This window comes from Burkholderia vietnamiensis LMG 10929, from assembly GCF_000959445.1.
GTDB classification, from domain to species: Bacteria; Pseudomonadota; Gammaproteobacteria; order Burkholderiales; family Burkholderiaceae; genus Burkholderia; species Burkholderia vietnamiensis.
The window spans coordinates 1,292,198-1,304,482 of sequence record NZ_CP009630.1 but is presented as its reverse complement, the minus strand read 5'-3'; the positions used below and the strand labels follow the sequence as shown (position 1 = coordinate 1,304,482).

Below are 12,285 nucleotides of genomic sequence, written 5' to 3'. Positions count from 1 at the left end.
GCGCTCCGCCTAGTGTTGCGCCGACACGGGCGAGGCCGTGCCGGCTGCGGATGTGTCGGTGGCAGCGGACGCCGCAGATGCCGCAGATACCGCGTTCCCCTGCGTCTGCGGCGTATCGGCGGCCACCTTGACCGGCGCGCCCGCATGCACGCTCTGCAGGCCGCTCACGATCACGCGGTCGCCGGCGTGCAGGCCCGAGGTCACGATCCACTGGTCGCGGAATGCGTTGTCGGCCGTCACCTGCACCTGCTGCGCATTGCCGGCCGCACCCACCACGTAGACGCTCGCCTTGCCGTCCGACGCGCGCGTCACGGCCATCTGCGGCACGAGTATCGCGTCGTCGTTCTCGCCTTCTTCCAGGCGGGCGCGCACGAACATGCCGGGCAGCAATTCGCGTTCGGGGTTCGGGAACGTACTGCGCAGCGTGACCGAGCCCGTCGTGGCATCGACCGTCACGCCGGAGAACTGCAGCGTGCCGGCGTGGGCGTATTCGGTGCCGTCCTCCATCACGAGCGTGACGGCGGCGCTGTCGCTGCCCGTCTTCTTGAGGCGCCCCGAAGCGAAGGCCTTGCGCAGCTTCAGCCACTCCGTGCTGGGACGCGTGACGTCGAGATACATCTGATCGAACGCCTGGATGGTGGCGAGCGCAGTGGTCTGGGCGGACGTGACGAGCGCGCCTTCGGTCACGGTGGAGGCGCCGATGCGTCCTGAAATGGGCGCCCGCACGCGCGTGTATTCGAGGTTCACGCGCGCCGATTCGAGCGCGGCCGCGTCGGCCGTCACGGTGGCGGCGTCCTGGTGGACGGCGGCGACGGCGTCGTCGTAGTCCTGCTTGCTCACGGCGTTGATCTTCACGAGTTCCGTGTAGCGGTCCGCTTTCGTCTTCGCATCGGCCAACGTGGCGCGGGCGTTTTCGAGCGTGCCGCGCGCCTGGTCGTAGGCCGCCCGGTAGGTGGCCGGATCGATCTGGTAGAGCACCTGGCCGGCCTTCACGTCACCGCCTTCCACGAACAGGCGCTTGAGGATGATGCCGCTCACCTGCGGTCGGACGTCGGAGACCTTCTGCGAGGAAAGGCGGCCAGAGAGTTCGGTGGTTTCGACGATGCGCTGCGGCGCGAGCGTGAGCACGCCCACCTGCGCGGTCTGCGCGGCGGCGCCGCCGGGCGGCCCGCCTGCTTGCCTGTTGCAGCCGGCGGTGCCGACTATCGCCAGTATCGAGAGGGCGGCAAACAGCTGGCGCGGCCTGCACGTCATGCGGCGGTGCGCGTGGTTGGGGAGGATTGGCGTTTTCATCTTGGACCTGTTTGGACATCGCGACGTCGCGCGATGCGAGAACGGGACGGCACCGGACGCTTCCGGCGCACCTTGGTGGCGCCCCGACGGAACCGGTACTGGGCAAGGCGTAACGCTACCGACGGCGCATTTTTTCGTGCTTACGGAAACTTACTGTCCCGTGACGCGCGAATACGGCCGAAAGAGAACCGGGCTTTCGGCGTACGAACTACCGTCGCGGCCGGGTCTTCGTGCGGGTTTCGTTAGCGGGCGCAATTCTCGGTAATATTCCGAAAGCCAGCCGGGCCCTCTCCGGGCTACCATCATTTCGTCCTCACGCCGCCCTGAATGCCCGAAGTGCACGCACCTTCCATCCCCGACTCCGCGCTGCAAGTCCTGCTCGTCGACGACGACGCCGAACTGCGCGACCTGCTGCGCAAGTTCTTCCAGCAGCGCGGCATTGCGTTCTCCGTTCTGCACGACGCCACGAATCTCGCGCGGCGGCTGGAGCGCGAACGGCCGTCCATCATCGTGCTGGATTTCATGATGCCGGGCGTCGATGGCCTCACCGCGCTCAAGCAGTTGCGCGCGCGCGGCGACACGATTCCGGTCATCATGCTGACCGCGCGCGCCGAAGGCGTGGACCGCGTGCTGGGGCTCGAACTGGGCGCGGACGACTATCTGGGCAAGCCGTTCATGCCGCAGGAACTGCTCGCGCGCATCCATGCAGTGCTGCGCCGGCAGGGGCCGCCGCCGCCCGCGGTGGTCCAGGAGAAGCGCGCCCCGTGCCGGTTCGGCCGTTTCGAGCTGGATTTCTCGACGCGCACGCTGCTGTGCGAAGGCGCGCCCGTCAAGCTCACGGGCGGCGAGTACGCGCTGCTCGAAGTGCTGGCCTCGCATCCGATGGAAACGCTGTCGCGTACGCGGCTCATCGAGCTGCTCCACGGTCCGGACGCCGACGTGACCGAGCGCGGCATCGACGTGCCGGTATGGCGCCTGCGCCGCCTGATCGAGGACGACCCGTCCAATCCCCGACGGCTGCAGACCATGCGCGGCATCGGCTACATGTTCATTCCCGACAACCCGGCCGATGAAGAATCCGTTTGATTCGATGTTCGGGCGGCTCGTCGTAACCACGGTGGGCCTGCTCGTGCTGGTTCACCTCACGTCGCTGCTGCTGATCGAGCAAAGCCGCGCGAGCCTTGCCGCCTTCCATATTTCGCGCGTCGTGGAGGCTGCCGCGAGCATGGGCGGGCGGGAGAGCGGCGGCGATCGGTCGGTGGCCGACATCCTCGGTATTTCGTTCGCGGACCTGAAGCAATTGCCGGCCGCCGACGCGCAGCGCTTTCGCGGCGACACCAATGGGCCGATCGAACGGCAATTGCGGCACGTGCTGCCGTCGGGCACCCACGTGGCAATGGACGGCGACGGCACGCTGCGCGTGCTCCCCGCGGGCAGCGCGCGCGGCATCGTGTTGCCGCAGGCCGATGTGCCGCTCTACCGCTTCACTGGCGCGCTGGCGTTGACGCTGGCGTTTGCCGTCGTGGTCGCGGTGATGCTCGCGTGGCGGTTCAACGGGACGGTGCGCGACCTCGCTGCCGCGGCGCGCGAGCATCGTACGGGCGTTCATGCGAGCCTCGTGCGCAAGCGCGGACCGCGTGAAGTGCGCGAACTGATCGACGACTTCAACGACATGACGCGCGAACTGGCCGAGGCCGAACGCGAGCGCGCCGTGATGCTCGCGAGCATCGCGCACGACCTGCGTACGCCGCTCACGCGCATGCAGGTGCGTGCGGATCTGCTGACCGATCCCGGCGATCGCGACGGCTTTCTGCGCGACACCGAATCGATGTCGCGCGTCATCACGCAGTTTCTGGACTTCGCCCGCGAAAGCCCTGAAAGTTCGCCGCAGACGAGCGTGGACGCCCACTGCCGGCGCGATTACACCGACGCGCTGGCTCCCGGCGGTGCAGCGGACACCGACGCGCTCGTGACGCTCGATCTGCGCGCCGGGCCGGACTTCACGCTGCCCATCGTGGATATCGACCGCATTCTCTCGAACCTCGTCGAAAATGCGCTGACCTACGGCGAGCCGCCCGTGGAAATCGCCACGCGAGCGCATGACGGGCACTACGAGCTCGTGGTGCGTGATCACGGGCCAGGCGTGTCCGAGCCGGACCTCGACCGCGTGCTGCGTCCGTTCGTCCGGCTCGATCCGGCGCGCGGCGGCACCGCGCACAGCGGCCTCGGCCTCGCCATCGTGCGCCGCCTCGTTCGCCATCACGGCGGCACGCTGCAGATTGCCAACGCGGCCGACGGCGGGCTCGTCATTGCGATGAGGTTTCCGAACAACAGTGGCGCGCGGTGAGGCGTAATGGGGCGCCGCATGCGGTGCCTTCTCCCGTTTGCATGCCCGCCCGCGGCGGCTAGTCGAGCTTCCATGCGCGCATCGCGTCGGCAAGCGTGCGGGCGCGTTCGTTGAGGTCCTCGGTGGTGCGGCGACCGATAAAAAGACTAGACGTCGTGGATCGTTTGCGAGGACGGATAGTCACCGGATTCGACCCCGTGTCAGGGCGAATTGACCGATATATTCAGCCATCGTGAGGAATACTTCCTCAGGCACGGAAAGCGCGAATTACAGTAAGTCTTCCTGCTTGCCGACATAACGAAACAACACAAGGGGAGGAAGAACGTATGGGCTCCATGACAGTCGGCAGGAAGCTGGCCGCAGCATTCGGTATCGTCGTACTAATTGCGTTGATCGGCAGCGCCATCTCGATCGTCAATTTTCTGAAGCTGAACCAGGCGAACGGCTGGAACGTTCATAGTTATCAGGTTCTGCGAGCGAACGACGACATGTTGACCAGCATGGTCAACATGGAGACGGGCGTGCGCGGCTACGTGGCCGCGGGAGACGACCGCTTTCTGGAGCCCTATAAGGCCGGCCTCAGGCAGTTCGCCAAGTCGTTCGACGTCGTGCGCAGCCTCACATCCGACAATGCCGCGCAACAGCGCCGTCTCGAGACGCTGCGCGACATGCATCGGAAGGTGGCGGAGGTCGACGACAAGCTGATCGCGATGCGGCGTGATGTCAATGCCGGTACGCAGCCTGTCAACGTGCTGATCGACTACTTCAAGCAGGGCGACGACAAGCAGTTCATGGATCGCTATCGAGCGGTAGCCGCCGAGTTGAACGAGGCCGAGCAGTCGCTGCTCGATCAACGTTCAGGCGAGGTGGCCAGCTTGACTGCGTTGACCAAGGTGACGCTCGCGGCAGCGGGCGTCATCACCGTCATCCTGTCGATCGTGCTGGGAACCGTCATCACGCGCGGCATCATGCGGTCGCTGGGCGGCGAGCCGGCCGACGCCGCGGCCGTGGCCGGACGTATTGCCGAAGGCAATCTCGAAGCACCGGTGCCGGTCGCGCCGAATGATCGCGGCAGCCTGATGGCGTCGCTCGAATCGATGCGGCGGCAACTGAGCGGCATCGTGTCGGAAATTCAGTCGACCGCGGAATCGATCACGACTTCGGCCGGCGAAATCGCGCAGGGGAACCTGGATCTCTCGCAGCGAACGGAAGAGCAGGCGGCTTCGCTCGAGGAAACGGCGGCCAGCATGGAGCAGCTGACCGCGACGGTTCGTCAGAATACGGAAAACGCGAAGCAGGCGAATGCGCTTGCGGGCAGCGCCTGCGAGGTCGCGATGCGCGGCGGCGAAGTGGTGAACGAGGTGGTCGACTCCATGCGCGCCATTTCGAGCAGTTCCGGCAAAGTCGCCGAAATCATTGCCGTGATCGAAGGAATTGCGTTCCAGACGAACATTCTCGCGCTGAACGCGGCAGTCGAGGCCGCGCGTGCGGGCGAGCAGGGGCGCGGGTTTGCGGTGGTGGCCGGCGAGGTTCGCACGTTGGCGCAACGCAGCGCGAATGCGGCGAAAGAGATCAAGGACCTCATCACGGGTTCGGTCGAGAGCGTGGCGCTGGGGTCCCAGCAGGTCGAACGCGCGGGCTCGACCATGTCGGATATCGTGCAATCCGTGCGGCGAGTGACCGACATCATGAATGAAATCGCATCGGCCTCGGACGAGCAGGGAACGGGTATCGAGCAGGTCAATGTCGCCGTGGGCCAGATGGATTCGGTTACGCAGCAGAACGCGGCACTCGTCGAGCAGGCGTCGGCAGCCGCGCAGGCGATGGCGCAGCAAGCGACCACGCTGCGCGACGTGGTCGGGGTATTCAGGATCGGACGCGTCGCCGCGCGCTGAGGACTTGGCCCTCGGTGCTTCGCCGGAAGTCGATGCGAGCGGGAGCCGAGCCGCTCGCGTGGCGATGCTTTCGTAGATCCGCAGCGGCCGGTCCGCGCGGACCGGCCCTGCGCACGACGCACGGCAATCGCGCACGTCGGGGCGGGCAGTCGGACGCCGATCACCCCCCGGCGTCCGCCGCTGCCAGCCGCTTGCTCAACTGCCCTGCAAACGGATATCGCGCGACGACGCACCGACATACACCGTGCCGCGCGCGACGTAACGCCAGCCGTTGTGCGACGTGTCCCACACGCTCTGCATGCGCGGCGTCACGGTGATGCTGACGCGTCGCGCGTCGCCGGGGTTGAGCTGGACCTTGTCCCAGCCGACCAGGCGTTTCGGCGGTTCATCCTTGTACGGCACGCCGAGGTAGACCTGCGGCGTTTCCGTGCCGGCGACGCGCCCGTCGTTGCGCACGGTGAACGCGACGTTGAGCGAGCCGTCCGGCTGCCGCGACACCGACAGCCCCGAGTACGCAAAGTGCGTGTACGACAGCCCGTGGCCGAACTCGAACAACGGCGCGATGTTGTGCGCGTCGTACCAGCGATAGCCCATGTTCAGCCGTTCCGCGTACAAGGGATCGTTGTCGAACCCGCCGTTTTGCACCCACGCCGGCGAGTCCTGATCGCGCGCGGGGAACGTCACGGGCAGCTTGCCGGACGGATTCACCGCGCCGAACAGCACGTTCGCGATCGCATTGCCGCCGCCTTCGCCCGGATACCACGCTTCGACGATCGCCGACACGCGATCCTTCCACGGCATCAACACCGGATTGCCGCTCTCGACCACGACGATCGTGTGCGGATTCGCGCGCGCGACCGCTTCGACGAGCGCATCCTGATTCGACGGATTCGCGAGGCGCAGACTCTGCAGATCGCCGAAGTCCTCGCCGGCCGGCTGCGCGACCACGACGATCGCCACGTCGGAATGGCCCGCGAGCGTCGCGGCCTGATCGATTTCCTGCTGCGTGTAGGCGCGGAACGGCGACTGCTGATCGCTGTTGCCCGCGAACGTCACGCGTGCGGACGGCGCGAGCGCGCGGATCGCCGCGACGATCGGCACGTCGACCTTCAGCCACGGATTGCGCCACCAGCTGCAACCGGTCGAGGATCCGAACACCAGCCCGCCGCAGCCGGCGAACGAACCGGTGACGGGGTCGCGCGTGTTGCCCGAGCCGCCGCCGGACAGCACGGCCGCATCGGCGTGCCCGCCGATCACCGCGATGCGCGACAGCGCGGACGCCACCAGCGGCAACTGGTTGCCGTCGTTCTTCAGCAGCACGATCGACTGCTCGGCGACCCGTTGCGCGAAGCGGTTCGCGGCCGCGAAATCGATCGTGCCGCCGGCCTTGGCCGGGTCGTCCATCACGCCGACGCGGATCATCACGGCCAGCTTGCGGCGCACCATGTCGTCGAGGCGCGCGGTCGATACCGAGCCGTTCGCGATCGCCTGCTTGACGGCCTCGGGCGTCAGGTAGACGGTCGGCCCGACGTCCTCTTCCTCGTCGAGCCCGGCGTTGATCGCGGCGGCGGTGCTGTGCGCCGCGCCCCAGTCCGATTGCACCTGCCCCTGGAAGCCCCATTCGTTCTTCAGCACGTCGTTGAGCAAATGGTTGTTCTCGCACGCATACGTACCGTTCAGGCGGTTGTAGCTGCACATCACGCTGCCGGGTTGTCCGCGTTTCGCGGCGATTTCGAACGGCAGCAGATAGAGCTCGCGCAGCGTGCGCTCGTCCATCTGCGTGTTGCCGCCCATCCGGCCATGCTCCTGTTCGTTGCCTGCGTAGTGCTTGATCGTCGCGATCACCTTGTGCTGCTGCGTCGCGATCGTGCGTTCCGCGAGCAGCTCGCCGGCGAGCAGCGGATCCTCGCCGAGATACTCGAAGAGCCGGCCGCCGCGCGGCTCGCGCGCGAGATTCGTGCCGCCGCCGAGGCCCATGCCGAACCCTTGCGCGCGCAACTGAATCGCGACCTGCTTGCCGAAGTCGTACGACAGCCGGCGGTCCCAGCTCGCGGCGAGCGCGATCGTCGCGGGGAACGTCGTGCTCGGCTGCGACGTGCTGCCGGAGCCCGTTGCCGAGTCGACCATGTTCAGGTCGGGAATGCCGAGCCGCGGCACGCCCTGGATATAACCGGCGCCGCCGCCCGGCACCTTCGACATCTCGTACTGGGAATGGATGAACTGCAGCTTTTCGTCGAGCGTCATCTTGCGCACGAGCAGGTCGGCGCGCTGCTGCGCGGCCGACGACGCGAACGCGTCGGCTGCACTGCCCGGTGAATCGAAATCGGCGTTGGCCGCATAGACGCTGGTGCAGAGGGTCGCTGCCAGCACGGCGGCCGGCCAGAGTTTGTCCCGCATGTTGCTCTCCATGATCGTATTGCCGGTTGTTCGGATGATGTCTGGAGCTGCACACGTTCGATCGATTCGCATCGAACGCCTTCGGCCGGCGATGCACGGTGATTGCGCGTCGGCACGCCACGCCGGGCGGGGAATCGTTACGGCCGGTTGGGCGCGAACGGCACCGACGACGGCGACGCGGACCGTCGAACGCTGCCGAATCGTATGTAGCGATTCTCTGCAGCGACCAATCCTACGAATGTAGTTTGGCTACAGCATCGGTGTTTGTACCGATACGTACGATCTTTTTTTGACGCGGTCGTGCGGGGTCGCGAAAACGCGGTCATCGTTCCCGAGTGCCGCGATGCAGCGTCGTAACAACTACCTGCATTCCGGCGGTTGCGTCGAAAACGCTGCACATTGCCGCGCACTGAACCGGCCGCCGAAACGCCGTTGGTGCACTGCGACGAACGTAAGTGAGGTGGCTCACATACGCATCGCGCGGGACGGTATTCAATCGCGTGATGCCGCATCGCTGTGTGCGCGCCGGAGGGCGTGTTTTGAAAATGTAATGTGCCGTACCGAATGCGGCGGCATCGAATGGTCTAATCGCCGCGTGGGAGCAGGCCGAGTGCCAGGCCTGCGACGCCGATTTCGCGAGCGCGTAACGGCCAGGTGGCGCAGCACGAATCAAACAATTGCAAAGACCAAGCTCAACCCAGAGGCGCCTGCACGTCAGGTGATGCTCGACAGACACGCGCGGCCCGCTCGGGCATGCGGGTGTTTTCATATACGGGTGTATTCGTGGGAACCCAAATCGATACGCAAGGACGGAGCCGGCTACGGGGATACGGCTCAACGCGTCGCAACGTCAGTCGTTCCCGATCCGTCGAATGCGGCTGCCCGGGCATGCGAGTGTGCTTCGCGCACACGCTGCGGCTGCGCCCGCCGATGTACGTTCAATGCTGTTCCCGGCCCGGCCGCTCGCCCCGAGGCGGAGCGCCGGCGCATCGGGCGTTCAGCGCGAGGACCGCATCATGATGCCGATTCAGTTCGACGGTTGTGTCGGCTGGCTTCACGCGGGCGATCGGTCGCATGGGATCGTGATCTGCGAGCCGCTCGGCCACGAGGCGTTGTGGCTTCACAAGCTCGTGCGCTCGCTCGCCGAGCGCCTCGCGGAGCGCGGCTTTCCGGTGCTGCGATTCCATTACCCGGCGAGCGGCGACTCGCTCGGCGACGAACACGATGCCGAACGCTTCGACCGCATGCTCGCGAGCGTCCGGCATGCGGTCGACGCACTGCGCGAGCGCGTCGCCGTCGATACGCTGTCCGTCGTCGGCATGCGCGCCGGTGCCACGTTGGCGTTGCTGGCCGCGGACGGCATTCCCGAATTGACCCGCTTCGTCGCGCTGGCGCCGGTGGTGCGCGGACGCGGCTATCTGCGCGAGCTGTCGCTCGTCGCACAAAGCTGGCTCGACAACGTATCGCCCGCGGTGCGCGACGCGGTTCGCGACGAACGGCCGCTGCGCGTGCTCGGCCATGTGTATCCCGAAGATCTCGTCGCGCGCCTGCGCAGCATCAATCTGAGCGAGTGCGTCGCAAGCGCGCGCGTGTTGCCCGCGCGCGCGTTACTCGTCGATGCGCCCTACGGCGACGGCTCCGCGCTCGCGGATGCGTTTGAGGCGCGCGGCGTGTCGGTGGAGATGCGCACCTGCGCCGACTGGGGCGGCATGATGCGCGAGCCGGTGTGGTCGCGGCTGCCCGCCGGCTTGCTCGACACGGTCGTGAACTGGATCGACGACGGCACCGACGGCGGCGTACGCGGGCCGCTACCCGGCGCCGGGCCGGGCGTGACGTTGACGGCGCAGAGCAGCGTCGAACGTATCGTCGCCGTCGAGCCGGCTCGAATGATCGGCGTGCTGTGCGAGCCGGCCGGCATGGTCCGGCGCGCTGCCGCACCGACGCTGCTGATCGCCAATACGGCGACCAATCCGCGTGTCGCCGACGGTCGCTTCGCGGTCCGGCTTGCGCGCTCGCTCGCGGCGGCGGGGATCAGCAGCCTGCGCATCGATTCGACCGGCGTCGGCGACAGCGGCCCGCGCGCGACGGACGATCAGTCGAACATTCCGTACTCGGATCAGGCGATCGCGGATGTCGTCACGGCGGCGCGCTGGCTGAACACGCACGGGCATCGCGAGATCGTCGCGTTTGGCATCTGCTCCGGCGCGTACGCGTCGCTTCATGCGGCCGCGCGTGAGCAACTGGCCGGCGTGATCGCGGTGAATCTGCCGGCGTTCGTCTGGCCGCGCGGGCAAACGCTCGCCGATGCATTGAACAACCAGACGAATTCGATGCGCGGCTACTGGGCGTCGCTACGCTGCGGTCGCAAGCTGCGCCGGCTGTTGACCGAAGGACGCGACCTGCGGCCGGTGCTGCGTGCGATGTTCCGGTTCGCCGCGGGTGTCGCGACGGGGCCGCTCAAGCGGGTCGGCGAACATCTCGGCTGGCGGCCCGGCAAGGACACGCCGCGCGGCATGCTGCGCGACATGTCGGCGCGCGGCATCCGCACGCATCTGGTCTACGGCACCTTCGACCCGGGCGTCGACGTGCTCGTCCGCCACTTCGGTCCTGCGGCGCATGCGTTCGCGCATCTGCCGAACGTGTCCGTCGACATGCAGGACGCGCTCGATCATTCGTTGCACGGCGATGCCGCCGCGCAGTACGTCGTCACCCGCTGCGCGACGCTGCTGTCCGGCTGGGATGCGCCGGCCGAACTCGCCATGCCCGCGCAGCCCGAGCACGCACCGCTGTAGCGCGCTTACGGAACATTCGAGCGGCACGTTCGCGCGGCATGCGGCGATCGCATCGTCGCAGCCGCCCGTACGCTTCGCGAGCCGCATCGCCGCAGCACGGCGCCTGCCGCCAACGTAACCGGACGAACAGATCGCGCGCGTCGGCGGCCGTATCCTGACGCTGTCGAATTTTCATGCGAGCCTGTTCGCAGGCGCAGCCGCGACCCCGCCCAGGAATGACAATGAAGCAAGCGTGCCGGAAACATCGGAAGTGGAAAGGCCGTCACGGCGAGCGCGCGATGCGCGCGCGCTTCGACGCGTCGGCGCACGACGCGGCCTCGCGCGCCCGGCATTGCGGCGGCCGGGGGCGAGCGTGATGCGCGTGCTGGTGATCAACGACTTCGCGCGCAAGGGCGGCGCGGAGGAGGTGTACCGGCTGTCCGCCGACGTGCTGCGCGCACGCGACGGCGTCGCAGTCGAGACGTTCGATCAGCAGGCGGTGCCCGAGCTGGCCGGCAGCGCGCGCGCGCATGCGTGGTCGCCTGCCGCCGCCCGCGCGCTCGACGCGCTGCTCGACCGGTTTCGCCCGCAACGCATCCTCGTGCACAACTACCACAACCTGTTGTCGAGCGCGATCCTGCCCGTGCTCGCGCGCTACAAGCGCCACGCAGATTGCGGCCTGTTCATGACCGCGCACGACTACCACCTGCTGTTCTACAACCCGAGCCTGCTCGTCTACTCGCGCGGCCGCGCGCAGCCGTTGTCGATCGAACGATTGCGCAGCCGCCGGCGCATCGCGATGACGGCCAGCCCGCGCGGCTTCGTCCACGACGTCGTGAAGAAGCTGCACTGGCATGCGGTCGATACGCTGTTCGATCCGCTTGGGCTGTTCGACGAGATTCTGTGTCCGAGTCCGTTCATGCGCGATCTGATCGCGCAGCGCGGTCGCGCCCGCGCGACGCTCGTGCGCAACCCGATCGATTCGACGCTGGTGCCGCGTCCGCCGAAACCGCCGCGCGGCGAGCGGCTCGATCTCGCCTTCGTCGGCCGCGTGGACTGGGACAAGGGCCTCGCGCCGTTCCTCGCGCTGATGAGCGGGCCGGCCGGCGATGCGATCGCGTCGCTGACCGTCTACGGCGACGGAACGGAGCGCGGCGAGCTGGAGCGGCAATACGCGGCGCTCGTCGAATCGGGGCGGTTGCGTTTCGCCGGCCGCGTCGACCATGCCACGCTGTTTGCCGCGCTCCCGCTCCATGACGCGCTGATCTTGCCGTCGATCTGGGCCGAGAATGCGCCGCTCGTGATCGTCGAGGCTGCGATGCTCGGCTTGCCGGCGCTCGTCCACGACATCGGCAGCCTGTCGACGTTCGGCGACGAGATCGGCCACAAGATTCTCTACCGCAACACGCCCGACGGCTTCGCGCGTGCGCTCGCCGAATTGCGCACGCATCTCGCTATCGCCGATCGTCGCTACGACTGGTCGCCTTACTCGGTCGAGTGCTACGCCGCGTCGCTGTGTGCGGTGCTCGGCATCGACGCGCACGCACCGCGCGCGTGTGCGCCTTGACGGTCGGCACACCGT

Annotated in this window: 7 protein-coding genes; 5 read left to right on the top strand and 2 right to left on the bottom strand. The window is 67.4% G+C overall.

Annotated elements, in window-relative coordinates; translation table 11 throughout:
* Nucleotides 1-9: 9 nt before the first annotated feature.
* On the bottom strand, nucleotides 10-1,293 hold the full coding sequence (locus AK36_RS05840; RefSeq protein WP_011882046.1) for an efflux RND transporter periplasmic adaptor subunit: 1,284 nt from the start codon (nucleotides 1,291-1,293) through the stop codon (nucleotides 10-12).
* A gap of 327 nt (nucleotides 1,294-1,620) precedes the next feature.
* Between AK36_RS05840 and AK36_RS05835 the strand changes: the two genes are divergently transcribed.
* From AK36_RS05835 to AK36_RS05825, 3 genes are all read left to right on the top strand, one after another.
* On the top strand, nucleotides 1,621-2,379 hold the full coding sequence (locus tag AK36_RS05835) for a response regulator (protein ID WP_045578075.1): 759 nt from the start codon (nucleotides 1,621-1,623) through the stop codon (nucleotides 2,377-2,379).
* Complete coding sequence (locus tag AK36_RS05830) at nucleotides 2,363-3,640, top strand: ATP-binding protein (RefSeq protein WP_045578074.1); 1,278 nt, start codon at nucleotides 2,363-2,365, stop codon at nucleotides 3,638-3,640. Before AK36_RS05835 ends, AK36_RS05830 begins: the two co-directional genes overlap by 17 nt.
* Nucleotides 3,641-3,966: 326 nt before the next feature.
* Nucleotides 3,967-5,535, top strand: a complete 1,569-nt coding sequence (locus tag AK36_RS05825) for a methyl-accepting chemotaxis protein (RefSeq protein WP_045578073.1) — start codon at nucleotides 3,967-3,969, stop codon at nucleotides 5,533-5,535.
* 195 nt (nucleotides 5,536-5,730) lie between these two features.
* Here AK36_RS05825 and AK36_RS05820 read toward each other — a convergent pair whose 3' ends face one another.
* On the bottom strand, nucleotides 5,731-7,932 hold the full coding sequence (locus tag AK36_RS05820) for a glycoside hydrolase family 3 C-terminal domain-containing protein (protein WP_045578439.1): 2,202 nt from the start codon (nucleotides 7,930-7,932) through the stop codon (nucleotides 5,731-5,733).
* Between the two features lie 1,016 nt (nucleotides 7,933-8,948).
* On the opposite strand from AK36_RS05820, the gene AK36_RS05815 reads away from it, so the two are divergent.
* The gene (locus AK36_RS05815; RefSeq protein ID WP_045578072.1) at nucleotides 8,949-10,724 is read left to right on the top strand and encodes a serine aminopeptidase domain-containing protein; all 1,776 of its coding nucleotides are present in this window, start codon (nucleotides 8,949-8,951) and stop codon (nucleotides 10,722-10,724) included.
* Between the two features lie 355 nt (nucleotides 10,725-11,079).
* The gene (locus AK36_RS05810) at nucleotides 11,080-12,270 is read left to right on the top strand and encodes a glycosyltransferase family 4 protein (RefSeq protein WP_041494151.1); all 1,191 of its coding nucleotides are present in this window, start codon (nucleotides 11,080-11,082) and stop codon (nucleotides 12,268-12,270) included.
* The last annotated feature ends 15 nt before the right edge of the window (nucleotides 12,271-12,285 follow it).

Bases quoted from the DNA above. Each gene is read 5' to 3' on its own strand.
- AK36_RS05820 (WP_045578439.1), bottom strand. From the start codon at position 7,932: ATGCGGGACAAACTCTGGCCGGCCGCCGTGCTGGCAGCGACCCTCTGC.
- AK36_RS05810 (WP_041494151.1), top strand. From the start codon at position 11,080: ATGCGCGTGCTGGTGATCAACGACTTCGCGCGCAAGGGCGGCGCGGAG.
- AK36_RS05835 (WP_045578075.1), top strand. From the start codon at position 1,621: ATGCCCGAAGTGCACGCACCTTCCATCCCCGACTCCGCGCTGCAAGTC.
- AK36_RS05825 (WP_045578073.1), top strand. From the start codon at position 3,967: ATGGGCTCCATGACAGTCGGCAGGAAGCTGGCCGCAGCATTCGGTATC.
- AK36_RS05815 (WP_045578072.1), top strand. From the start codon at position 8,949: ATGATGCCGATTCAGTTCGACGGTTGTGTCGGCTGGCTTCACGCGGGC.
- AK36_RS05830 (WP_045578074.1), top strand. From the start codon at position 2,363: ATGAAGAATCCGTTTGATTCGATGTTCGGGCGGCTCGTCGTAACCACG.
- AK36_RS05840 (WP_011882046.1), bottom strand. From the start codon at position 1,293: ATGAAAACGCCAATCCTCCCCAACCACGCGCACCGCCGCATGACGTGC.